The organism is Pantoea sp. MBLJ3 (genome assembly GCF_000816655.1).
GTDB lineage: Bacteria > Pseudomonadota > Gammaproteobacteria > Enterobacterales > Enterobacteriaceae > Pantoea > Pantoea eucalypti.
Genome location: NZ_JSUT01000029.1, coordinates 530529 through 554139, shown reverse-complemented (window position 1 = coordinate 554139; position 23611 = coordinate 530529). Strand labels below are relative to the sequence as shown.

General features: G+C 55.1%; 22 protein-coding genes and 1 pseudogene. 14 read left to right on the top strand and 9 right to left on the bottom strand.

The genetic code is table 11. The features are described 5' to 3' along the window. Positions 1–296: 296 nt before the first annotated feature. Together NP77_RS21825 and NP77_RS21820 are read left to right on the top strand one after the other, a co-directional pair. A complete protein-coding gene (locus NP77_RS21825; RefSeq protein ID WP_003848221.1) occupies positions 297–1748 on the top strand; it encodes a sugar porter family MFS transporter in 1452 nt (483 codons plus the stop codon). 328 nt (positions 1749–2076) lie between these two features. After that, a complete protein-coding gene (locus NP77_RS21820; RefSeq protein WP_039661750.1) occupies positions 2077–3576 on the top strand; it encodes a carboxylesterase in 1500 nt (499 codons plus the stop codon). 39 nt (positions 3577–3615) lie between these two features. Here NP77_RS21820 and NP77_RS21815 read toward each other — a convergent pair whose 3' ends face one another. Continuing rightward, positions 3616–4470 (bottom strand): aldo/keto reductase family oxidoreductase, encoded by an 855-nt coding sequence (locus tag NP77_RS21815; protein ID WP_008924462.1) that lies wholly within the window; start codon positions 4468–4470, stop codon positions 3616–3618. Between the two features lie 95 nt (positions 4471–4565). Here NP77_RS21815 and NP77_RS21810 point away from each other — a divergent pair, with 95 nt between their 5' ends. Beyond that, positions 4566–5525, top strand: a complete 960-nt coding sequence (locus tag NP77_RS21810; RefSeq protein ID WP_003848227.1) for a LysR family transcriptional regulator — start codon at positions 4566–4568, stop codon at positions 5523–5525. Here NP77_RS21810 and NP77_RS21805 read toward each other — a convergent pair. Together NP77_RS21805 and NP77_RS21800 are read right to left on the bottom strand one after the other, a co-directional pair. Continuing rightward, positions 5477–10009: an ATP-dependent helicase gene (locus tag NP77_RS21805; protein WP_039661748.1), complete on the bottom strand. Its 4533-nt coding sequence runs from the start codon at positions 10007–10009 to the stop codon at positions 5477–5479. The two genes, NP77_RS21810 and NP77_RS21805, sit on opposite strands and share 49 nt — an antisense overlap. 103 nt (positions 10010–10112) lie before the next feature. After that, positions 10113–11306: an MFS transporter gene (locus NP77_RS21800; RefSeq protein WP_003848230.1), complete on the bottom strand. Its 1194-nt coding sequence runs from the start codon at positions 11304–11306 to the stop codon at positions 10113–10115. Between the two features lie 288 nt (positions 11307–11594). Here NP77_RS21800 and NP77_RS21795 point away from each other — a divergent pair, with 288 nt between their 5' ends. Next, a complete protein-coding gene (locus tag NP77_RS21795) occupies positions 11595–11987 on the top strand; it encodes a VOC family protein (protein ID WP_003848232.1) in 393 nt (130 codons plus the stop codon). 50 nt (positions 11988–12037) lie between these two features. On the opposite strand, the gene NP77_RS21790 is transcribed toward NP77_RS21795, so the two are convergent. Further along, positions 12038–12655 carry a pyridoxamine 5'-phosphate oxidase family protein gene (locus tag NP77_RS21790; RefSeq protein WP_039661877.1) on the bottom strand — a complete coding sequence of 206 codons (618 nt, stop codon included), beginning with the start codon at positions 12653–12655 and terminating at the stop codon, positions 12038–12040. Positions 12656–12900: 245 nt separating this feature from the next. On the opposite strand from NP77_RS21790, the gene NP77_RS21785 reads away from it, so the two are divergent. The 3 genes from NP77_RS21785 (at position 12901) to NP77_RS21775 (ending at position 16192) form a co-directional block, all read left to right on the top strand. Next, a complete protein-coding gene (locus NP77_RS21785; protein WP_039661745.1) occupies positions 12901–14454 on the top strand; it encodes a methyl-accepting chemotaxis protein in 1554 nt (517 codons plus the stop codon). Positions 14455–14658: 204 nt separating this feature from the next. After that, positions 14659–15213 (top strand): GNAT family N-acetyltransferase, encoded by a 555-nt coding sequence (locus NP77_RS21780; protein WP_039661744.1) that lies wholly within the window; start codon positions 14659–14661, stop codon positions 15211–15213. A 391-nt stretch (positions 15214–15604) separates the two neighbouring features. Beyond that, entirely contained in the window at positions 15605–16192 is a 588-nt protein-coding gene (locus NP77_RS21775; RefSeq protein WP_008924471.1) for a TetR/AcrR family transcriptional regulator, read from the top strand. Here the strand turns inward: NP77_RS21775 and NP77_RS21770 are convergent. Then, entirely contained in the window at positions 16146–17039 is an 894-nt protein-coding gene (locus NP77_RS21770) for a LysR substrate-binding domain-containing protein (protein WP_039661742.1), read from the bottom strand. The two genes, NP77_RS21775 and NP77_RS21770, sit on opposite strands and share 47 nt — an antisense overlap. A gap of 96 nt (positions 17040–17135) precedes the next feature. Between NP77_RS21770 and NP77_RS21765 the strand changes: the two genes are divergently transcribed. From NP77_RS21765 to NP77_RS21755, 3 genes are read left to right on the top strand one after another with little or no spacing between them, the layout of a single operon-like run. Then, on the top strand, positions 17136–17441 hold the full coding sequence (locus tag NP77_RS21765) for a carboxymuconolactone decarboxylase family protein (RefSeq protein WP_039661740.1): 306 nt from the start codon (positions 17136–17138) through the stop codon (positions 17439–17441). Continuing rightward, complete coding sequence (locus NP77_RS21760) at positions 17441–17830, top strand: tautomerase family protein (RefSeq protein ID WP_039661737.1); 390 nt, start codon at positions 17441–17443, stop codon at positions 17828–17830. Before NP77_RS21765 ends, NP77_RS21760 begins: the two co-directional genes overlap by 1 nt. Beyond that, positions 17827–18354, top strand: coding sequence for a DUF4865 family protein (locus tag NP77_RS21755; protein WP_039661733.1), 528 nt, complete (start codon positions 17827–17829; stop codon positions 18352–18354). Before NP77_RS21760 ends, NP77_RS21755 begins: the two co-directional genes overlap by 4 nt. A gap of 25 nt (positions 18355–18379) precedes the next feature. Here NP77_RS21755 and NP77_RS21750 read toward each other — a convergent pair whose 3' ends face one another. The 3 genes from NP77_RS21750 to NP77_RS21740 form a co-directional block, all read right to left on the bottom strand. Then, the gene (locus NP77_RS21750) at positions 18380–18757 is read right to left on the bottom strand and encodes a RidA family protein (RefSeq protein WP_003848245.1); all 378 of its coding nucleotides are present in this window, start codon (positions 18755–18757) and stop codon (positions 18380–18382) included. 47 nt (positions 18758–18804) lie between these two features. Beyond that, positions 18805–19125, bottom strand: a complete 321-nt coding sequence (locus NP77_RS21745) for a hypothetical protein (protein WP_003848247.1) — start codon at positions 19123–19125, stop codon at positions 18805–18807. A 115-nt stretch (positions 19126–19240) separates the two neighbouring features. Beyond that, on the bottom strand, positions 19241–19936 hold the full coding sequence (locus tag NP77_RS21740; protein ID WP_039661730.1) for a B3/4 domain-containing protein: 696 nt from the start codon (positions 19934–19936) through the stop codon (positions 19241–19243). Between the two features lie 43 nt (positions 19937–19979). On the opposite strand from NP77_RS21740, the gene NP77_RS21735 reads away from it, so the two are divergent. Beyond that, positions 19980–20582 (top strand): helix-turn-helix domain-containing protein, encoded by a 603-nt coding sequence (locus NP77_RS21735; RefSeq protein WP_039661727.1) that lies wholly within the window; start codon positions 19980–19982, stop codon positions 20580–20582. On the opposite strand, the gene NP77_RS21730 is transcribed toward NP77_RS21735, so the two are convergent. After that, positions 20579–21094 carry a MarR family winged helix-turn-helix transcriptional regulator gene (locus NP77_RS21730; RefSeq protein WP_039661725.1) on the bottom strand — a complete coding sequence of 172 codons (516 nt, stop codon included), beginning with the start codon at positions 21092–21094 and terminating at the stop codon, positions 20579–20581. The genes NP77_RS21735 and NP77_RS21730 overlap by 4 nt on opposite strands. Positions 21095–21231: 137 nt before the next feature. On the opposite strand from NP77_RS21730, the gene NP77_RS21725 reads away from it, so the two are divergent. The 3 genes and pseudogenes from NP77_RS21725 to NP77_RS21715 all read left to right on the top strand — a co-directional run bounded on the left by NP77_RS21725 (position 21232) and on the right by NP77_RS21715 (position 23508). Beyond that, positions 21232–22386 carry an MFS transporter gene (locus tag NP77_RS21725; RefSeq protein WP_008924485.1) on the top strand — a complete coding sequence of 385 codons (1155 nt, stop codon included), beginning with the start codon at positions 21232–21234 and terminating at the stop codon, positions 22384–22386. A gap of 67 nt (positions 22387–22453) precedes the next feature. Next, complete coding sequence (locus NP77_RS21720) at positions 22454–23146, top strand: aspartate/glutamate racemase family protein (RefSeq protein ID WP_008924486.1); 693 nt, start codon at positions 22454–22456, stop codon at positions 23144–23146. A gap of 33 nt (positions 23147–23179) precedes the next feature. Continuing rightward, a pseudogene (locus tag NP77_RS21715) lies at positions 23180–23508 on the top strand (DHCW motif cupin fold protein). Positions 23509–23611: the final 103 nt, after the last annotated feature.

Below are 23611 nucleotides of genomic sequence, written 5' to 3'. Positions count from 1 at the left end.
TGGTCAGCACATTCAATAGAGCTGTGAACACAGACCTGTACTGCTTCACAGCATGGCGAGTCTGTGGCGCATTCCAGTCGGTACGTCAGGGATTCGAAGTCAGAAAAGACGTTCAGGTGGTCACGGTTACTCCAGTCTCTTTCTTTAATTATTTATCTCCCCCTGAAAGGCGTATTGCTAAAGCTAACTTTCAAATACCGTCTACACTTCGTTGCCCAATCGGTAAATATGTTCCATTTCTATTCCGTATGAAATGTAATCAAACGGATGTTTAACTTATTAATGGCAGGAATATTATGAGTACGAATACACCAGACTCTGGTGAAGCAGGCGATCACGCGCCTGCGGATACGGTACGCCAACGCATTTTTCTCGTGGTGCTGGTTGCCACTATGGGCGCGCTGGCTTTTGGCTATGACACCGGGATTATTTCGGGTGCGTTACCTTATATGAGTTCACCACCCGGTCAGGGCGGCCTGGGACTGAATTCATTCACTGAAGGCCTGGTAGCTTCTTCGCTGGTGTTCGGCGCGGCCATCGGTTCTTTCTTGAGTGGTTTCTTTTCTGATCGTTTTGGCCGCCGTATTACGTTACGCAGCCTTGCAGTCATTTTTGTTCTGGGTTCACTGGGAACGGCGCTGGCGCCCTCGGTGAATATTATGGTGGCGATGCGCTTCCTGCTGGGGATTGCTGTCGGCGGTGGCTCTTCAACTGTACCGGTGTTTATTGCCGAGATTGCCGGACCGCGCCTGCGTGCACCTCTGGTAAGCCGCAATGAGCTGATGATCGTGACCGGACAGCTTATTGCCTATGTCGCCAGTACGCTTCTGAGTTATCTGCTGCATGATGAACATCTGTGGCGTTACATGCTGGCGATTGCGATGGTACCGGGATTCCTGCTGTTCATCGGCACGTTCTTCGTTCCTGCGTCCCCACACTGGCTGGTGGCGGAAGGGCGCTTAAAAGAGGCGAAAAAGATTCTGAAGTATCTGCGTGAAACGCCGCGCGAAGTGCGTCATGAGATGGCGCAGATGAAGAAGCAGGCGAGGGCGGCAGAACGCGGGCCGGATGCGAAAACACTGATCCGTGAGAAGTGGGTTATCCGTCTGATGATTATTGGTGTAGGACTGGGCTTTGTCGCGCAGTTTACTGGCGTCAACGGCTTCATGTACTACACACCGATCATTCTGAAGTCGACTGGTCTGGGGACCAGTGCCTCAATCGCCGCCACCATCGGTAATGGCGTGGTTTCTGTTCTGGCCACGTTTGTCGGTATCTGGGCCATTAGTCGCTTCCCGCGTCGCACCATGCTGATTACGGGTTTATGTCTGGTCATCACGGCACAGATCATGCTGGGCAGCGTGCTGACCTTTATGAGCTCCAGTGTGATGCAGAGCTATCTCGCCCTGGCATGCATTCTGATGTTCCTGTTCTGTATGCAGATGTGCATCTCGCCGGTTTACTGGCTGATGATGTCGGAGCTGTTCCCGATGCAACTGCGTGGCGTATTAACCGGTGGTGCCGTCTCACTACAGTGGATATTTAATGCTGTGGTGGCATTTGGTTTCCCACCTGTTATGGAATATGCAGGCAGCACAACCTTCTTTATCTTTGCTGCAATTAATGTCGGGTCGCTATTCTTTGTGATGGCGATGGTTCCCGAGACGCGCGGCAAGAGCCTTGAAGAGATTGAGTCCCACATGAAAGAGAAGTTCGGTGAAAAGCGCAGAGAGGCTGAAGCGTTATAAGCCCTCAACGGATTCGGCCTGACGGTCGGATCCGGTTTTACGCCGTTACCATTCCCCGCTAATTCATCCCTAATCGCTTCCCTTCATCTCCAGGCCGCCAAAGCATTCACTGTAATCAGCAAATATTCTGTTCTATTTTTATACAGCGCTGGCGATTTCAGGCTGAAATCGCCAGCGTCTCTCTCTGCATTTTTCCGCTAAGTCTTTCTGTAAATCCGGATTAAGCTAGCATGACTACTGACAATGATCGCATCCCACTCTCCGCTATAATCGCAGCTTTTTATTCGCGTGGTGTCATTATGTGTTTTAATTTTTCAGGAAAGGACGTATGAACCGGAAGTGGAAAACGGCTAAACGCAGACTCTGGCGGCTGGGGATAGTGACGGGGCTGGTATTACTGCTACTTCTGATTATCCGCATTTATGAAGCCGAGCGCGGACCGGAGTTAAAGCGCTGGCACACCTGGATTCCCCATGAGCTGACCGCGAGCCAGCTGGATAACGCAACTTATGCTGATTATCTCAATGCCGAAGACCATCTTTTTAATGAGATGAAGCAGCAGGTCAGCAACAAACTTGAAGCTGAAGACAAAACGCCACTTAATCGATATTACGCCGGCAGCATGATCTATCCTGGCCGTTTCGTGCAGGACTGGAATCGTTCTTATATCCTGCGACCAACAGGCACCCCGCGCGGTGCCGTTGTCCTGTTACATGGTCTGACCGACAGTCCCTATAGCCTGCGTCATGTGGCAGACGTTTATTATCAACAGGGTTATGCGGTCGTCGCGATAAGGTTACCGGGTCACGGTACGGTGCCTGCCGGTTTGACGGATGTAGACTGGCAGGACTGGATGGCCGCCACACGTCTCGCAGTGAGAGAAGCGACCCGTCTGGCAGGCACGCAGACGCCGCTGCATCTGGTCGGTTTCTCTAACGGTGGGGCGCTGGCGGTAAAATACGCGCTCGACAGCCTGGATGATCACACACTGCGTCGTCCGCAACAGCTCATACTGTTATCGCCGATGATTGGTGTAACGCGTTTTGCCCGCTTTGCCGGTATTGCCGGGCTGCCCGCTGTATTTCCGGCGTTTTCAAAAACCGCGTGGCTGAACATCGTGCCGGAGTTTAATCCCTTTAAATATAACTCTTTCCCGGTTCACGCTGCCCGTCAGACCTATTTGCTGACGCAGGCGCTGCAGAAAGAGATCCAGCTTTACGCACGGAATAAACAGCTGTCTGCCTTCCCGCCGGTACTCACTTTCCAGTCGGTTATGGATTCTACTGTCAGCACATCCTCGGTGATCCGCTCGTTGTACAATTTCCTGCCGGAGAATGGCAGTGAGCTGGTGCTATTCGATATCAATCAGGCGGTCAGCGTCAGTCCGCTATTTCGTCACTCCTCATACACCGCGGTAAATCAGCTTTTGCCCGCTGCCAGTCGCCGTTATGCCTCAACGGTTATCACTAATGCCTCAGCGACGTCGCTGGAAATGGTAACGAAAAGCGTGCCTGCCGGTGAGATTCAGGAACAGATTAAACCGCTGGCAATTGATTATCCGGCAGGTCTCTACTCGCTGTCACATGTTGCCATTCCATTTCCTGCTGAGGATGGTTTATATGGCAGTGCACCCGCTAAGAAGAATGAGTTTGGTATTAGTTTTGGGACGCTGTCACTACGCGGAGAGAGTGCCGTGCTGATTGTCGGGCTGGACTCGATCATGCGTGCTACCTCCAACCCGTTTTACCCTTACATGATTGAACAAATTGATCACCAAATCAGTTGCAGCGACAAGCCGCCACTGGCAGCCTGCCTGAGCCATTTCTGAACCACCAGAGAATCAGGCCCGCAAATTGCGGGCCAGATGTTATATCGCGTTCAGCTTTTCCATCACCTCATCTGACAGTTGCAGACTGGCACTGGCGAGGTTTTCTTTAAGGTGTTCCGGCGATGACGTACCCGGAATCAGCAGAATATTGGGCGAGCGCCGCAGTAGCCACGCGAGTGCGACCTGCATCGGCGTAGCCTTCAGGGATACTGCGACCTCATTAAGCCGATCCGATTGCAGCGGGGAGAAACCGCCCAGTGGAAAAAACGGCACGTAAGCGATGCCCTGTTGCGCCAGCTGATCCACCAGTTCATCATCCTGTCGATGCGCGAGGTTATACATATTCTGCACGCAGACAATCGGTGTGATGGCCTGCGCTTCTGCAATTTGTGTGGCAGTGACGTTGCTCAGGCCAATGTGCCGAATCAGTCCCCGAGCCTGTAACGCCAGCAACGCCTCCAGCTGTGGCATCAGGGAGCCCTCTTTAGGTTTAGCCGGATGCAACATACTGCGCAGGTTCACGACCTCAATCACGTCCAGCCCAAGGTTGCGCAGGTTATCTTCCACTGCCTGCGTCAGCGCCTCGGGTTCCATCGCCGCCTGCCAGCCACCTTTCGCATCGCGACGGGCGCCTACTTTGGTGACAATGCAGAGATCCTGAGGATAAGGATAGAGCGCCTTTTTGATTAACTGATTGGTTTCATGCGGCCCGTAAAAGTCGCTGGTGTCGATATGATTGACACCAGCCGCGATAGCGTCGCGCAGAACCTGTATTGCCCTGGCTTCATCTTTCACTGGGCCGAAGACACCTGGCCCGGCTAATTGCATCGCGCCGTAACCAAGACGGTTGACTTCACGATCGCCTAACGGATAAGTCATGGTGGTATTTGACATGAAAACCTCCTGCGTGAATGTAGATCAATTGTAACGGTGATTTAGCTGTGCAACTATCGGGTGAAATCAGGACGGACTGTACGGGGTGGTGCACAATGGCGATCGATATGGCGCTGCTTGATGCTGTAGTCGCGGTAGCAAAAGCAGGAGGATTTCGGGAAGCGGCGCGCGTGACCGGAAGCAATGCCTCACGGCTCAGCGATGCGGTGCGCCGGGCAGAACAGCAACTGGGTATCCGACTGTTTCACCGCACCACCCGCACCGTCGTGTTAACCGAAGCGGGCAGGGCGCTGATGGAACGTCTGCTGCCTGCGATGAACGAAGTTAATGCTGCACTGGATGCGGTCAATCGCTACCGTAATACGCCTGGTGGGACGCTGCGTCTGAATGTCCCGGTTAGTGCCACCCGGCTGATACTGCCCGCGCTGGTACCGGAATTTCTGCAGCGTTATCCTGATATCCGGCTGGAAATCGTTGCGGAAAGCAATGTACAGGATGTTTTTCGTGACGGCTGTGACGCCGGGATTCGCTACGATGAGCGGCTGGAGCAGGATACGGTGGTGATACCCATAGGCCCGCGTCTGCAGCGTTTCGCGCTGGCAGCCTCACCGGCCTATCTTGCTGAATATGGCCGCCCGGAACATCCACGCGATCTTATCCATCATCGCTGTCTGCGGGGTCGCTACGCCAGCGGCATCATGGCGGAGTGGACCTTCAGCCGCGAGGGTGAGGAAATCAGTGTTGAAACCAGCGGGCCGCTGGTGGTCACCGTCGGGGGTGCTATGGATCTGGCGGTAGACGCGGCCATTGCCGGAAGCGGCATAATTTATCTGTTTGATGAGTGGCTCCGTCCAACCCTGGACAGCGGCAAACTGGAACCGCTGCTGCAGTCCTGGTGGCTGACCTTTTCCGGCCCGTGGCTCTACTACAGCGATCGGCGTCTGATTCCGGCGCCGCTTAAGGCTTTCATCGACTTTGTACGCGAAACAAACGAGCGCGAAAAAACTCAGCTATACCAGCTGAAGCCTTGCGGCACGCGTGAAAATCCGGCGTGACGCAGTGCGTTAAGCAGCGATGACTGCATCACCGGTTCCCCATCTACCGTTTCCAGGGTAAAACTCGCCGACTTATCCCGTTTCAGCGCCATGCCCAGCACCGCCACCGCCGTCTGAAGCCGCGCGGGCTCTTCACTGAACGTCAGTAACTCTTTACCTGCTGGGGTCAGATAAAGTATCAGCGCACCGCCTGCGATCACAACCCGGCCACCCTGACGACGGGTCGGGCGAATACCGCTGGCATGGACCGGCCAGCTCAGCATTGCCCCAAACGGATTAGCCGGGTCGAGTGCGCTGAGTGCTACAGCCTCTGTCAGCGTTTCCGGGTTATCTGCCAGCACCCGAAGCCGCTCAATGGTCGGTTGGTCGGCAAACTGCGCACCGCCTGCCCCGGCGACAAACTGACCGCGCAGCAGCCGACCGGCATCTTCCATGCCACGTAAAACCGGCTGCAAAGCCGGAAATCCCCCGGGGATCTGTTCCGATACCGCGCAGCCACGGGTGATCACCCCGTAACGGTCGAGCAGGTTTTCTGCCAGTGACAGGCCAAGCCGGGCAGGCGTAATTTCCTGTCTGCGAATCCGCGACCAGCGACCCGCCAGCATATTAACCGCAGGCCGGCGGGCGGGAAGCGCGCCTGGAGATAAGCGCTGTCCAAATCGGGTGCGCAGAGAACGCGTTGGGCGCGAACGGGTCATGACTGGTGTGGTCAGTAATCCACGTACCGCAATCCAGCTGTCGGAACTGACGTAGCCCTGCCACACCAGCTGCCACAGGGCATCATTGATTTCAGTGGGATGGGTCTCCTCATTTTCCATCTGCGCCATGATCTCATGAACAAACCACGAGCCACCGCGGCTTAATGCGTCGATAGTTGCTTGTTGTATCGATGTAAGGGGCTGGGTTGTGTCAATGACCGGCAGCGTTTCATCAGCAAATTCAGTCAGGTGAAACGAGATCAGACCATCACTCTGGCCCAGCGCTTTATGTCCGCACCAGATTACTTCGCCATTGGCTAACAGTTCGTCGAGCATCGCAGGCTGATAGTCGACTATCCGGGCGCGCAAAATTTGTGACTCCCACAACGAGGCAGGCAACGGCACACCCGCCAGTTGCTCGATCACCCGTAATAGCCCGTTGGTGCCCGATAGCTCTTCACGCTGCGCGCTAAGCAAGCCGTGACGCTCCAGCAGCAGACTGCCCCAGGCGGTGGGTGAAACAGGTCGGGTTGCTTCGCGTGCTGACTGCAGTGAACGTAAGCGCAGCCGTTTGAAGATGTCTGAGGAGACCCACTCTGTTTCCGATTTGTCCGCTACTGTGCCCATATTCAGCAGGCTGCCCTGCTGAAGCAGGGTAAACAGCACCTCATTCACTACGGCCACTCCCAGTCCAAAATGTGTAGCCAGCTGTTGAGCGTTAAAGAGCGTATGGGTCCGTGCGTAGCGGTTAATCAGATCGGGTAGTGGAGCAGCTTGTGGCACCAGAAATGTCGCGGGCAGGTCATCAGGCAATACCACGGAAAGCGCATCACGCAGGCGAGCCGCATCTTCAATCACCGCCCAGCGCAGTTCACCCGCGAGGATAACCGGAATGATTCGCCGGGCCGCAGAAAACTGCGCCAGTGCTTCTTTGATCTGCGTATCGTTGCCGCTAAAACGTGCCGCGATATCAGCAAGGGAGAGAGGACCGAGGTCGCGGAGCAGGTCGATGAGGCTTTCGGCATGCTGTGCGTGATAGCGGGTGTCAAAACGCTGCAATTCCTTTTCAACCTGTTCAACAACGTCTGGTGCCAGTAAATCACGCTTGCTGGTCTGGCCAAGCAGTTCACCCAGTAGATTACTGTCGAGCGCCAGCAATGACGCGCGCCGTTCTGCCTGGGGTGCATCGCTGGCATAGATAAACTCGGCGACATAGCCGAAAAGCAGTGGCGCAGCGAAAGGGGAGGGGTGTTCGGTCGTCACCTCTACCATTTTTATCTGGTCCAGAGCCAGCTTTTCCATGAGCTGGTGCAATGCAGGCAGATCGTAGACATCCTGCAGGCATTCGCGGGCGGTTTCGATCAGGATCGGGAAGTCGTCAAACTGACGGGCGACTTCCAGCAACTGACCTGCACGCAACCGCTGCTGCCAGAGCGGCGAACGCTTGCCCGGATTACGCCTCGGCAGCAACAGCGCGCGTGAGGCACATTCCCGGAAGCGGGCGGCAAACAGCGCCGACTGGCCGACACTCTGGGTGACCTCCTGAGTAAGCGAGTCGGCATCGAACCGGAACAGGTCAGCGGCGGGTAAATGCCCCTCACTGGCAGGAAAGCGGGCTACAATGCCGTCATCGCTGGCCGCAACAGAGGCATCGATACCCATACGTTGCTGGATACGAGCAGCAATCGCCAGCGCCCAGGACGCATTAACCCGTTTTCCCCACGGCGAATGCAGGATGACCCGCCAGTCGCCGATTTCATCACGGCAGCGTTCTATCAGCAACGTGCGATCATCCGGCACGACACCGGTAGCCGCGCGCTGTTCAGCCAGCAAAGTCAGCAGATTCGTTACTGCACGGGCATCGAGTCCCAGCGCGTGAAGCTGTTGCTGTGCATCGTCCGGTGATGCCGCGTTTAGCTGACGCAAAAACATTCCCAGACTTGCCCCCGAATCCGCCGAGCGACCCACGCCTTCTCCTCTCCAGAAGGGCAGACGAGCGGGACGACCAGGTGCGGGCACTACCTGCACCTGATCATGGGTAATCTTCTGGATTCGCCATGACGTCGCGCCCAGGGTAATGATGTCGTTGACCCGCGACTCATAAACCATCTCTTCATCCAGTTCGCCAACCCGGCGGGATCCCGCCTGTTCTTCACCTTCTGGCAGAATGACGCTGAACATACCGCGATCGGGAATGGTGCCGCCGCTGGTTACGGCCAGATGCTGCGCGCCAGGTCGTGCCGTGAGCATTCCACTCAGGCGATCCCATACCAGTTGCGGGCGCAGCTGAGCAAAGGCATCTGAAGGAAATTTCCCCGCCAGCATATCGAGAGTGGCATCAAAGAGACGTCGTGACAGCGTGCGGAACGGATCAGCACGGCAGACCTGCGCATACCATTCGTCGGCCTGCAGGGGATCCATAGCGACGGCGGCCAGCGTCTGCTGCGCCAGGATATCGAGCGGGTTACGCGGCGGCGCCAGCGCATCAAGCTGACCCGCCCGCATCGACTCTATTATGACGGCGGAATCCAGCAGATCGCGTCGGGTGCGCGGAAACAGAATGCCGGTTGATACGCCGCCCACCTGATGTCCGGCGCGACCCACACGCTGCAGTGCACTGGCCACTGACAAAGGTGAGCCCACCTGGACTACCAGATCCACCGGCCCCATATCAATGCCAAGTTCCAGGCTAGACGTCGCCACCACGCAGCGCAGTCTGCCCTGTTTCAGCGCGGCTTCAATCTCGCCTCGCTGTTCTTTGGAGACAGAACCATGGTGCGAGCGGGCAATTAGATCGTCGTCAACTGTGCGCTCTGCATCCTGAACCTCAGCAGTTGCCTGCTGCGCCAGATAGCGCGCATTGAGCCGTGCAGTCAGTTTCTCTGCCAGCCCTCGCGAATTCACGAATACCAGCGTAGCGCGATGGGCCATGACCTGCTGCAGAATGCGCGCTTCAATGTGCGGCCAGATCGATCCGCTGGCAGAGGTGACGTCATCTGTCAGGTTATCAGCGCTGGCAATGTCAGTCATATCCTCAACCGGCACCTCAATCGTCAGATGCAGCGTGCGATTGGCCGCTGGGTTTACCACCTGCACTGGCTGACAGCCGCCCAGGAAGGCCGCGACCCGTTCCACCGGCCGCACGGTGGCGGACAGGCCAATGCGCTGGGTGGGCTTCGGCAACAGCGCATCCAGCCGTTCCAGGCTCAGTGCCAGCTGAGAACCGCGCTTTGATCCCGCGACTGCATGCACCTCATCGACTATCACCGTGGTCACGCCCTTCAGTGTCGTGTGCGCTTTTGACGTCAGCATCAGAAACAGTGATTCAGGTGTGGTGATCAGGATATCAGGCGGGCGACGTAATAATCTGGCGCGCTCAGTGCTTGGCGTATCGCCCGACCGCATGCCAATATTCAGTGTGATTTCGGGCTCATTCAGTGCCTGCCGCTCGGCGTAAACGCCTGCCAGCGGCAGATTCAGATTGCGCTGCACGTCGGCGGCCAGCGCTTTAACCGGAGAGATATAGAGTATGCGGGTAGTGGTTTCACGCGTGGGTCCTGGCTGGCTGGTTCTGACCTGAAACAGCGTGTCGATGGCGGTGAGGAAAGCCGCCAGTGTTTTTCCTGAGCCGGTAGGCGCGATGACCAGTGCATGTTCACCACGGGCAATCGCCTGCCAGGCCGCCTGCTGTACCGGTGTCGGCGCAGCAAACGCTCCTGAAAACCAGCGTCGGGTGGCGGGAGAAAACCTGGCTAAAACGGTATCTGATTGGGATTTCGACATCATACTCACGGTATTACGCAACCACTGCGCCTGAAATTTATCCGTTGAGTGTAAGTGAAAATCACGGTTTCAGGACGACAAGGCAGACATCTTACCGCCGCGGGCGTCAGGAACTGGCCGCGCCGGCCGGATCGCGACCTCTGACAGCCAGCAGCGACACCAGCGCCAGCACAATAATCGTCATGCCATAGCACCATGCGGTCTGATTCAAGCCGATATGGGGTGCAGCAATGCCTGCGGCAATAGCAGGCAGGGCAAAGGCAAGATAGCTTTTTATTAAAAAGGCGGCGAACAGCCCGGCACGCTCATGGCTTTCGGCTAACGGCATAATGATCTTCAGCACACTGGCGAAAATCGATCCAAAACCCTGACCCGCAATGGCGGTGCCCGCATAAAGCCAGACCACGCTATGCAGAGAAAGGCCCGTCAGGGTTACGCTGACACCCGCCATCAGCATCACTGTACCAATGACTAAAGCTCGTGCGGCGGGTAAAAGACGAAAAATGAACACCGCAGCCGTCGCGCTCAGCATCAATGTCGCCACAATCGAGCCACCAATAAACGGCGATGTCAGGCCTGTTGCGTTCGCGACCATCGTGGGCATCAGTGACAGATAAAATCCGCCCAGCATCCAGGTCGCAATGTTAACCGGCGTCACTTTTAGCAACGGCCCCAGCGCGCGTCGCGGAATGCTGACCTGAGGGCGCAGTGCGGCCAGGACGCCAGGCTGGGGTGCAATCGTTTCAGGTATCAGCGGTAACAGTGCAATTGCGGCCAGCATCAGTAATAGCAGCAGCGCATAGAGCGTCACGGTAGGATAGGGCGCAAAAGTGACCAGGATTCCCCCTGCAAGCGTGCCCAGCGTCATTCCCAGAAAGGCGGTAATTGAGTTCAGAAGTGGACCGCGGGTTTTACTGGCGTCAATCAGGCTGGCTCCAAAGGTCGGCAAGGCGATACCGGTAGCAAAGCCCTGCACCAGCCGGGCAGCAATTAAGGTTGTGGCAGAGCTGGCAGTCATGAAGATCACTAGCGCAACCGCATTGATCCCCAGCGCCATCAGCATTAGCGGACGGCGGCCGGTAAAGTCTGACACTTTACCCACCGTCAGTAGCGCTGCCAGCAACGCGAAAGCATAAGCGCCAAATATCAGCGTCAGCATGGTCGGCGTGAGGTCAAACAGGCTGCGATAAAGCGGGTAAAGTGGCGTTGGCGCACTGCTGGTGGCTGAAATCAATGCCGCACCGGTAAAACTAAAAAGCGTGGTCCGGGTTGCGGCCTGAGGTGTCAATGCAGGATTCATGGAAATCACCTTAATGCAAAATATTAGCTTTTGCTAAGGTATACGACTACCCGCGTCTTAATGCAATATCTTTGCTTTAACGATTCCTGCGATCGTTACCAGGGTGTGCGTGTGTGCTTTTGAGGAAGAGGACGTGTTGAGAGCGCACATTGTATTGCCAGCAGCAATATAGCGTCGAAAAATCCAGTTTCATGACGCTCATCAATGAGTCATTTTTTGTTTTGCGAGTTGTTTTACAACAACATTTAGTCGAGTCTTTCTGCGAATAATAATCAGGGAGTCAGAGTAATGAAAATAGCTGAGATCGACCATATTCATCTTTACGTTGAAAATATTGAGCAGGCAGAGACGTGGTATAACAAGATCCTGGGCTTTTCCCGCGACAATGCACTTTATTTCTGGTTCGAACAGGGTGGACCGCTGGTTATAAGGAATAACCGGGCATCACTCTCTCTTTTTCTCAGAAGCACTCAGCTACCCGGTCACACCGTGGCCTTTGGCGTGGCAGCATCCTCATTTAGCGAACTCATCCCTGTTCTCAGAGACAATAAGATCCCATTCACCGTCAGTGACCACGCTGTGTCGATGTCCGTCTATTTTAGCGATCCCAGTGATAATAAAATTGAAATCACCTCATACGACTACGTTGATGCAAAGCAGATCCTTGAGGACCTGGTATGACGCCATCGCTGCCTGGCTTACTGACAGGATCTACTGATCCTGAACAGCATTCAATAAAGTGTGTTCTTCAGGCGTTCAGGCAGTGCTTTGTCGTAGGCATCGCCGTCAATTTCTGCAATCTGTTTAAGAATTGAGCCGGTGCTGGGCAGTGACTGGCGGGATATTTGCGTTTCGGCATCCCACAATCCCGAGCGAATAATCGCCCGGCTACACTGAAAGAAAACACTCTCCACGCTAATGCGTAACACCGTTTTGGGGCGCTGGTTGTTGACGGCGAAGCGCTCAAGTAGCGCCGGATCGGTGCTGATCACCGCCGTGCCGTTAATACGTAATGTCTCACCAATACCAGGAATCAGAAAAAGCAACGCGACCCGATTGTCATACAGAATATTACGCAGGCTGTCGATGCGGTTGTTGCCGCGCCTGTCGGGTAACAGCAGGGTTTTTTCATCGTCGATTTCAATAAATCCTGCCGGATCGCCGCGGGGAGAAACATCCAGACCCTCCTGCCCGGACGTTGCCAGCGCGACAAAAGGCGAGGCAGCAATAAAAGGCCGATAGGCGGGGTGAATATGATCGGTCACCTTAGCAATTGAGGGCCTGGCAACCGACCCATAAAGATGCTCAAGTTCAGTCAGTTCAGTGATGATGTTGTGCTGCTCAGCCATTTTCATCGTCCTTTCATTGATAAATTTCCAGAATACTCACGACGATACGACACAGATCTTAAGCATGAAGCTAACGTCTGAAACGCGTCACAGAGTCCGGTTATCGCCGAGGAATAATAAACCGATACGTGCCGTAGTGTCAGCGACGAAATAATTTAATACCGGTCGTGTCTACATGTTTTCCCTTCTCTGCCGATACCAGGAATACATTACAACCTTATTACAACCGTTCATGAGACTCGCCAGTGAAAATTTCAACTCGACTGTATACCGGCTTTGGCCTGCTCATTTTGCTGTTTATTCTTTGCAGCGGAATCGCGTTACATGCCCTCAGCAGTGCCCGTAATGGCATGAATGATGTGGTCAATGTAAAGATGAAACGCTATCAGATGGTACTCGACATGCGCGGCAGCTTGCGTGACATGGGCATTGCGGTGCGCAACATGGCGCTACTGAACGATACCAAAGCAATGGAGCCGGAATGGAAACGGTTACTGGCCCAAAAGGCAATTTATATCACTAACCGTGAGAAGCTGGCCCGCATGATGGATGATGCGACTCCCGCTGCGCGCCAGGCTTTCGATAAAAGTCTCTCTGCCGAAAAAGCGACACTCGACTCACTTGAGCAAGCTGGCCGGTTGGGGCTGGAGAATAAGTCACAGGAAGCTACTGCCTATCTTCTGACGGTGACACGCCCCGCACAGCGTACTCTGCTTGATGCACTTAATACCCTTTCAACGATCCAGAGTGAGGAGGGGCAGAAAGCGGTGGTAATGAGCAGCGACTCCTCGGCGCGTACCGGCTTCACGCTGATGATTCTGGCGGGCATTTCCATCCTGCTGGCTCTGGCGACCTGTCTGTTCACTGTCCGCACGCTCATGCGTCAACTGGGCGGTGAACCCGCTCAGGCTCAGGTGCTTGCTGCCGCTATCGCCTCTGGCGATCTTACGACGACGGTGGCATTGCGTCGCGGTGATACCCAAAGCCTGCTGGCTTCACTGGATAGTATGCAGACCAATCTGCGTGAACTGGTCTCCCGCATCAAAGAATCTGCAGGCTCTGTTGCGCTGGCGGCGGATGAGATTTCCCGTGGCAACAGCGAGTTGTCTTCGCGCACTGAAGAGCAGGCGGCGGCATTGCAGGAAACGGCTGCCAGCATGGAGCAGCTTACCGCCACGGTGAAGAGTAATACGCTGGGTGCACAGCAGACAGCAGGCTCGGCCCGTGAAACCGCATCACTGGCACGCAGCGGTGAAAATGATGTTCATCAGATGTCCGAGACCATGAATGGTATCTCACTCAGTGCTGCAAAAATTCGCGATATCACCAGCGTAATCGAAGGTATCGCTTTCCAGACTAACATCCTGGCACTGAACGCGGCCGTTGAAGCCGCAAGGGCGGGAGAAGATGGACGTGGATTTGCGGTTGTGGCGGGTGAAGTCCGTTCCCTTGCGCAGCGAAGCGCGACCGCAGCACGGGATATCAAATCACTGATTGAGCAGACTGTTGGTCAGGTAGAGCAGGGCGTCTCGGTGGCAGCCGGAACCGGCCAGAGCATTCTGAAGATTGTCGGCATGGTAAGTGAACTGGCTGAAGCGATGGATAATATTTCCCTCTCCTCATCTGAGCAAATGCAGGGCATTTCTCAGGTCAGCATCGCCGTGAGTCAGATGGATGGCGTGACGCAAAATAACGCCGCGCTGGTGGAAGAGTCTTCGTCAGCGTCTCAATCGCTCTCTGAACAGGCCCATGCGCTGCGTGGCATGGTCGATTCGTTTCGTGTTCACAGTTCAGCTTAATTGTCAGGCGTAACAAATAAACGGACGCGAGCAACAGGCGCGTCCTTTTTTTGATTGCAGATTAACGTCATCGATCCAGCGTGCTCGCCTCAGTCGGGCCACAACTCAACGTTTTTATCGGGCACAGAAGCGTCGTAAAAGTTGGTGTCAGAAGGGACTGCTGCTATAAAAGGGTATCTGATCAGTACCCAAAAGGAGCGCAGGATGGTCTGGGAATCAGAGCGATTGCTTTACAGATTTACCCTTCGTGAGGATCTTGACGACCTCTTCAGAATCTATGGTGACCCTGAAACGCATAAGTTTAATCCACGAGGTCCCTGGCCTGACAGGGAATATGCTGTGCAGGCTATGGAGCGCATACAGGAGAGTTATCGGGACCAGAGTTTTGGCGACTGGACGATATTCGAAAAAGCGCATCCGGAAAAAATCATTGGTTTTGGTGGGGTATTCCGAAGCCAGTTCGATGGCCGTCAGACCAATAATCTCGGATACCGGTTTGAGCCCGCGGCCTGGGGAAAAGGGTATGCCACAGAGCTTTCCCGCAGAGCTATTCGTTATGGCTTCGAGGAAGCCGGACTCAGCATTATCACCGGTGTAACGCGCGAAAACCACCTGGCTTCACAGCGGGTGTTGGAGAAAGCGGGCTTAACCTTTTTGAAAAGAGTCGAGGATGCAGAGGGCTTGCCTGCCAGCCTGATGTATACCCTCAGCCGATCCGACTGGATTGCGGCGGGCAACACTGTCGCCAAACCTGTCTGATTCTTCTTTATATCACCGGGCGTGGTCAAATCTGCGCCATCTTTTCGTATCTGGCGTCTTTAAAGCACCGCTAATCCCGCGATTGACTCTCCGCAGCATGAATTATTTTATTCACCTTATTCCGGGGAGGATTTATGGATATTCGAACAATTTTTATTTCAGCGGTAATGGCAGTCGGTCTTTTATGGATAGGAGCATCGGATAATTCATCGTCCCATCTCACTACAGAGCCGGTCAGTTCAGTCCTGAGTAAAATTCAGCCCTGATAAGACCTCGCCTGATAGCACACTTTAACGCCTGTTCAGCCTGAGATGCGGTACACTGTCAAATTCCGTTAACGCAATTTTGTTGCTTTAACTGTGACGTTATCACTGACAAAAGCGGGAGAAAGATGGCACGGGAAATGATTCGTCAGGGTGGGCGCAGCGCACGTATTCAGGCAGAGGTGCATAACACCGTCAATCGATTGCTGGAAACCGTTGACCGTTCGGCTATTACCGTTCCGATGATCGCCGAACAGGCAGGCGTAACGCCCTCTACAATTTATCGACGCTGGGGTGATCTGGCCCAGTTGCTGGCAGATGTCGCAGTAGCGCGGATGCGGCCAATCGCCGAACCGGAAGATACAGGATCGATGATCAGCGACCTTACTTTGTTCCTCCAGCAATACGCTGAAGAGATGTCGTCTAAAGTCGGTCGTGAACTGCTAGCCGATGTGATCGGCAGTCATGCTGAAGAAGCCAGCCAGAAGTGCTGTGGATTCACCTATCAGCATCTGGAAACTTTGAACATCCGCGCACGTGAACGTGGCGAACCCGGCTTTGATGTTGATCGCATGGTTGATGTGGCCGTGGCTCCCGTTATGTTCCACATTCTGTTCGGTGATCGCGATATTTCATCAGCCTACTGTTCTTCGCTGATTCAGCAGGCATTTAGTCAGGCCTCTGGCGCTGAACAAAGGGCAGGGCAGCTTCCGTGATGAGATGCTCCAGCAGCATACGCGCCGGATCGTTGCCCTGATCTGAGCGGGCCAGCGCGATTCCCAGATAGCCGGATTGTGGCAACCGGTCTGACTCCGTCACCAGCTTTTCTGGCATACCTGCGCGGGTGCGCAGGGTTATACCCAGCCCGGCCTGAACTGCCGCCCAGATCCCGCTAAGACTGTGACTGGTGAACACGATCCGCCAAGGAATGCCTGCCTTATCCAGTGCCTGGGTGGCGCGCGTTCGCATCACACAGGGCGCATCAAATGCCACCAGCGGCAGCGCTTCGCCGCGCCACAGAAACCCTGCCAGATCAAATGCCGAATGCTGAATCCAGGCTAACGGACATTGACCAATCAACTGTGTGCCAGTCTGCTGCTCCGCCTGCCAGAGCAGCGCCAAATCCAGCTCATGACGCGCCAGCGCCGTGTGTAGCGGCTGATTTCTGTCGACGCGAGCGGTCAGCCTCACTTCCGGATGCTGGCGATTAAATGCGCCGAGAATGGCAGGCATCAACGCCTCGCCAAAATCCTCCTGCATGCCAATACGTATTTCACCCTGTAACGCCTCGCCCTTCACCGCCCGCAATGCCTCATCGTTCAGTGACAGCAGCCGTCTGGCATAACTCATAAGCTGTTCACCACTTGGTGTCAGTTGGAGATGCCGCCCTTTTTTCAGCACCAGTGCCGTGCCGCATTGCTGCTCCAGTTTCTTGAGTTGCGCACTGACAGCCGACGTTGATCGACAGAGATGCTGTGCTGCCAGCGCGAAGCTGCCAGCATCGATTCCAGCAACGAAACTGCGCAGCGCATCCATATCCAGTGACTCTGGTAGTTTATTCATTATCGTCCTGTAAACGCGGATGGTGAATGCTGATTAATTTGATTTTCAGGATTGAGACTATGAATAACACTCTCTCTGACCACTGAGGAGTGTGCAATGAAAAATTCACTGGATCGGGAAACACTGGCGCAACGCGCGCCAAAACTGGCCGAACTGACACAGCAGCTGCTGTTTGGTGATATCTGGCAACGTCATCTGTTGTCACCACGTGAGCGCAGCCTGCTGACGCTGGCAACGTTAACCGCGATGGGGCGCGTTCAGCAGCTGCCGTGGCATATCGATTTTGCCCGTCAGAACGGGCTGACACAGGATGAGCTGGTGGAGAGCTTTACACATCTGGCGTTTTACGCTGGCTGGCCCGCCGCCGTCACCGCGCTGGGCTATCTGGAGGATAACTGCTGATGCCATTCACCCGAATCACGTTGCGTCAGGGCTACAGCGATGCGGCACTGAATACGATTTCAACATTACTCCAGAAAGCACTGGTGACGGAGTTTGACGTGCCTGAGCATGATTGCTTTCAGGTGATTGAGATGTTGCCAGCCTGTCAGCGGGTATTTGATATTCACTATCTCAGTGGCGGGCGCAGCGACAATTTCGTGCTGTTTCAGGTGACAGCAGGCCGACCGCGATCCCGGAATCAGAAGCAACGGTTTTATCATGCCCTTTGTGCGGCGCTGCAGGTGGAAATGGCGATCGATCCCGATGATGTCATGATCATTATTCAGTTCAACAGCACCGAAGAGTGGAGCTTCAGCGGTGGCCGGATGCTGGCACAGGAGGCGTTATGATTATCATGCACTACCGTTTTACCCTGCCTGCGGACTACGATATGGGCATCATTGAACAGCGCATCAGGCTAAACGGTGCCCGGCTGGATGGCTTTCCGGGGCTGGTGGCGAAGGCGTATCTCTGGGCCTGCCGTGATGATGGCGGACTGAATGAAAACCGTTATGCACCCATCTATTTCTGGCGGGAGGCGAGTGGTATGCAGCGTTTCCTGCAAAGTCCTGGCTTCGCGACGCTGGTCAGAGATTTTGGCTGGCCGATCATCGAAAGCTGGCTGGCACTGGAAGGACAGAACCATCTTCCGAATCTGGCCGACGCCCGGTTTATGACGCTGAATCGCTGGACGATCCCCCGGCATTCGGACCTGACTACAGTGCCACTGACGGCAGGATTAAGTGCCTGGGATGTGACCCGCTGGCAGGGATTAAGCATTGATGCGTCACAGCAGCGTTCCGCAGACCCACAGGAGGTCTACCGCATCGGTTACCTGGCGCAGGGTTCCGCTGCTGCTGATCTACAGCTATAGCAGCTGAGAGATCGCGGTTTGCGACTTATAAGGCAAAAATGGCTTCAATCTCGATACGCAGATCTGTGGAGAATAGGCCGCTGACCTGAACCAGCGAGCTGGCAGGCAGATACTCGCCATAATGGCGATAAAGCACTTCCCGCAGCGCGCTGATTTCAGTGAATGAAGTAATGAAGATTGTGACCTTGAGCAGCGCAGCGAGGGACGTCTTCTCAGCAGCGGCAACAGACTTAAGTTGTTCAAAAATAGCTTCTGCCTGTTCAGCCATATCGCCCTGCTGAGCGGGTGTGCCAGCCGCAGTGAGCCCTGAAACATAAAGCGTGTTGCCATGCTTAACGGCATGCACATAAGGTGCTTTTACTTCGCCCAGTTCTGCGTAATTTTTGCGTTCTGGCAGACTCATCTTTTTCCTCAATGATTCGATCATCACATAATTACACCCGCCGGAAATCAGCGCGTCAGCAGTTGCTGGCACGCTGCATTATCCTGGGCGGCGCGCTGTTGATCATCCGTCGTCAGTTGGTGCCAGCGGCCAATCACACGGTCGCCCAGCGCTGACTTGTAAGTTATTTTTTGCAACGCATAGTCAGAATTGCCGCCTTCTATCACGTTGCGCATCTGCGTATCAAGCGGCTGCGCACTGTGATGATCGATCGCGCAGAATACCGCGACGTAATACGCTTTATCCTCCTCACTGTCGTGCGGGATCAACCACCAGCCAGCCAGAGCCAGGATCAGCAGCAGCGGGAGACTATATTTTACTTTAGCCATTAGAGTCACCGGTTGTATGCAGTTCAGTCAGCCGGGTATGGCCAGACGCAGGGCGCGTATCCTGCCACAGATTCTGGCCAACGTTAACCCTGCATCACCGGTGTTGGGGCAATGTTCAGATGGCTGGCGCGTCGATCAGCGTTGCACTGACCTGTGCCCCTGGCATCATCTGCACTAATCCCGAGATCAGATCGTCACTGGCCTGTTGCAGCGCAATGAGCGGCATAGCCGGAAGACTTTCCAGGATAAACCACATCTGGCGTGCACTGGCATCCAGTCTGGTCCGCACACCCTGACGCCAGTTCCAGCGGCGGCAGGTTACGCCCTGATCGTCTCGCCAGATCACTTCGCCGGGTTCTGGTGACTCATCAACCACCTCGCCCTCTTTGACGGTATCGAACCGTTCACTGCCGTCAGCAATCACCAGACGTGGCGCACCAATATAAGCCGCAATATTTTCGCCTCCAACTGGCAGGGCGTAGCGAATGCTGATGGCATTGTAGAGATCGACAACCGGATCGATAGCAGGCAATGCGCCATCCCGCAGCACGCGCTTGCGCAATGCTTCAGCAGAACAGGGTGTGCGTTTCGCTTTAGCACCAAAGGCTTTGAAAACCTCGGCCCAGGCTGCCAGATGCGCATCTGCCCAGGCCACATCCTCCTGCAACACCTGCTGGCAGGCACTCTTCAATGCTTCGCTGGCGACCTCAGGTCGTGTTATCGGCGTAGCGTCTACCACAATGCTCATGGCACGAAAGCCGGGGGCGAGCGCGAGAACCGCGGGATCGATTGACGGATGAACAGATAACATCGGATACTCTCTCATTGACTAATTTATTCCATAGTAATGACCGATGACCAAAAAAGTCAATATAACGACCGATGCGGGCGCTAATGTTGCCAGTGTTAATCAGGCTGTCTCAGAGAGCATCAAAAGATGGCGTAAAAGCCAGAAACTCTCACTGGATGCGTTATCCCATCGTGCAGGGATCAGTAAAGGGATGCTGGTTGAAATTGAAAAAGGCGCCGCCAATCCCAGCATTGCCATCCTCTGCAAAGTGGCTGCCGCACTGGGTGTCTCGGTGGCGGATATCGTCAATGTTTCGCATGCACCTGACGCCTGGCTGATTGAGAACAGCGAAATGCCCGTTCTGTGGCAGGGTGAGCAGGGCGGAACTGCGCAGCTGCTGGCGGGGACACGCGGACCTGATATGATCGAGCTATGGCGCTGGAAAATGTTTGCGGGCGAGGTTTTCAGCTCCACGGGTCACTCGTCGGGCACGCTTGAACTGCTGCACGTTGAACAGGGCAAACTGGCATTAACCGTGGGTGAGCAGACAATGGTCGTGCAGCAGGGGTGTGCGGCGGTGGCGCGGACAGATATGCCGCATTCTTATGCCAGTGCCGATCACCAGCCGGTTATTTTCACCATGACGGTGGCCGAACTACAGCGCTAAAAACGCTCGTCTGTAGTGATAGATTCGCCGGGAAACGCCAGCAGCAGGGTTTTCAGCAGCCTCTCCAGTTCGGCACGCTCTGATGCGTCCAGCGGCGCCAGCACCGCCGCCTGCGTGGCGGTGTGGACACGAAGTGCATCCTCAATCTGCTGCTGCCCGTGCGGGGTCAGCCCAACCAGCATGCTGCGCTTATCATCCGGTGCAGCCACACGTTCAATCAGATGCTGCTGTTCCAGCCGGTTCAGCCGATTTGTCATCGCGCCGGAGGTTACCAGCAGCGCCTGATAAAGTTGCGTGGGCGACAGGCGATAAGGCGAGCCCGCCCGCCGCAGCGTTGCCAGTACATCAAACTCCCCCTCCTGAAAACCAAACGGCTCCAGTGCCTGACTGCGCGCTTTCGCCAGATGTTTCATCAGACGCAACACTCTGCCGAAGATGCGCATGGAAGAAGCATCAAGATCAGGCATCGCGTTGTCCCATTGGCTGACAACGAAATCAATATGGTCATGCATAAATCACCTGTAAATGCTGGGGTTATGTTGTCGGGTTGTGCTGCACCTCTTAACAAGGCGGGATATTTATCTTAACGTTAAGATAAATGGTGGCAGCCCAATGCTGTCATCGTCAATCCTCTGTCAGAGTGTCAACGATGAAAAATAATCTCTTCCCCATTCTGTTTGCTGTGATCGTCTTTCTTATCGGGCTAAACCTGCGTCCGATGCTGGCTATTATCGGCCCGCTGTTTCCGGTGTTGCAACAGCAGGCTGGACTGTCAGCTACCTCGTTCAGTCTTCTGACCACGTTGCCGGTGGCGATGATGGGTCTGGCGGCACTTTCCGGGCCGTGGCTGATCGTCCGTATTGGGCCGGTGATGGGCATCGCCTCGGGTTTGCTTCTTCTGACGGCGGCCTGTCTGTGGCGCGGGGTTAACCTGACCTCTGCTCAGCTGATGCTCACTGCGCTGGCGGGTGGCGCAGGAATTGGTGTCATTCAGGCGCTGATGCCTGCCCTGATTCGGCAACGCTTTACAGCAGCCGCGGCGACGCTGATGGCGCTGTTCAGCACAGGCATTATGGCGGGTGCGGCACTGACTGCGGCGAGTGCTGAGCCGCTTTTTACCCTGCTGGGCCTGCAACCCGCGCTGGCACTCTCCGGAGGATTAGCGCTGGTGACGCTGCTAATCTGGCTGTCCTCGGTCAGGCGGTCGTCGCCGGTGAGTGTAGCGGTTGATGAAGCGATACTGCCTGTGCGGCGCACACTGCTACTGATGCTCTTTTTTGGCATTGGCACCGGGGCCTACACGCTGGTACTGGCCTGGCTGCCGCCATTCTATATACAGCTGGGCTGGAGTGCGCGTCATAGCGGATATCTGCTCGCCGCGCTGACCTTAACCGAAGTGGTGGCAGGATTTATTGTCTCAGCGACGTTACATCGCTTTTCCGACCGCCGTCCTTTGCTGCTTGGCGTGCTGACATTGTTACTGGCGGGGCTGCTGAGTCTGGTGTTCTACCCGAACACGATGCCGGTACTCTCTGTGTTGCTGCTGGGTACAGGAATCGGCGCACTCTTTCCGCTGTCACTGATTGTCACACTGGATCATGCGCGCAACGCCAGAGAGGCAGGCATTCTGCTGTCACGCGTTCAGGGTGGCGGATACCTGATTGCAGCACTGATGCCGCTGGTGGCCGGCTGGGTGCGCGACAGTGGTGCATCACTGACGCAGGCCTGGGTGATCATGAGTGCTGGCGTGATGGTGTTAATGCTGATTGCCCGGCGATTCAGGCCGCAGAACAGCTCAGCCTGATTAAATCCGTTGCCGAACAATGGCAATCTGGCATGCTGAGAGTAAAACGTTGAATCAGGAGTGCAGCATGAAAGTTATTGGTTTGTTAGGCGGTATGTCATGGGAGTCAACAGCACTCTATTACCGCATACTCAATCAGCAGGTTAAACAGCGGCTGGGCGGTCTGCACTCGGCGGAGCTGGTACTTTATAGTGTTGATTTCCAGCATATCGAGCAACTTCAGGCTGCGGGCGAGTGGCAGCAGGCGGGCGAGATACTGGCTGATGCAGCACGTAATCTGGAAAGGGCGGGTGCGCAATTCATCGTACTCTGTACCAACACCATGCATAAAGTGGCCGCGCAAATCAGCGCCGCCACAGACATCCCGCTACTGCATATTGCTGACGCCACCGGACGGCGTATTCAGCAGGCTGGCGTGCATAAGGTCGGGTTACTGGCAACGCGATTCACCATGGAACAGGATTTCTATCGCGGACGACTGCATGAGCAGTTCGGTCTTGAAGTGATCACGCCTGATGAAGCGGATCGCCTGTTTGTGCACGAGGTGATTTACCAAGAGCTTTGCCTGGGTGAAATCAATCCCGCCTCGCGTCGTCGTTACAGGGAGATCATGCAGCGGCTGGTGGCACAAGGGGCCGAGGCCATTATTCTGGGCTGCACCGAAATTACCTTGCTGGTTGACGCTACCGACGCCAGCGTGCCGCTATTTGATACCACGCTCATCCATGCTGAAGAGGCCGTTTTCCAGGCTCTCTCTTAACGCTCATCTTCAACGCAGTCTCAGGGACATCGCATGAAAATAGATAATTTGCCGTTTGGGCTGACGGAATGGGATCAGGTTGAAGAGACGGTTCATCACGCGACCAGGGAGAGGCGAGATGGCGAACTGTGACGTTTAACGATATCCGGGTTCGCATGGTCGATTATTCGCCGGGCTATGTGGCCGATCACTGGTGCACCAAGGGCCATATTTTACTCTGTATGGCGGGCGAGCTTCACACAGAACTGTCCGATGGACGCCGTTTCGTACTGACACCGGGCGTCAGTTATCAGGTAGCAGACGATGCTGAACCGCATCGTTCGTTTACCTCCACCGGCGCGAAGCTCTTTATCGTTGACTGAGTTGGCTATCTGCCTCTTTTGTGGTCATCAACTGGTGAATCATCGCGTCGTTGACACTTTTAAAAGTAAACTGAATCTGCTTTATAAAAATCAGCAAAATTAA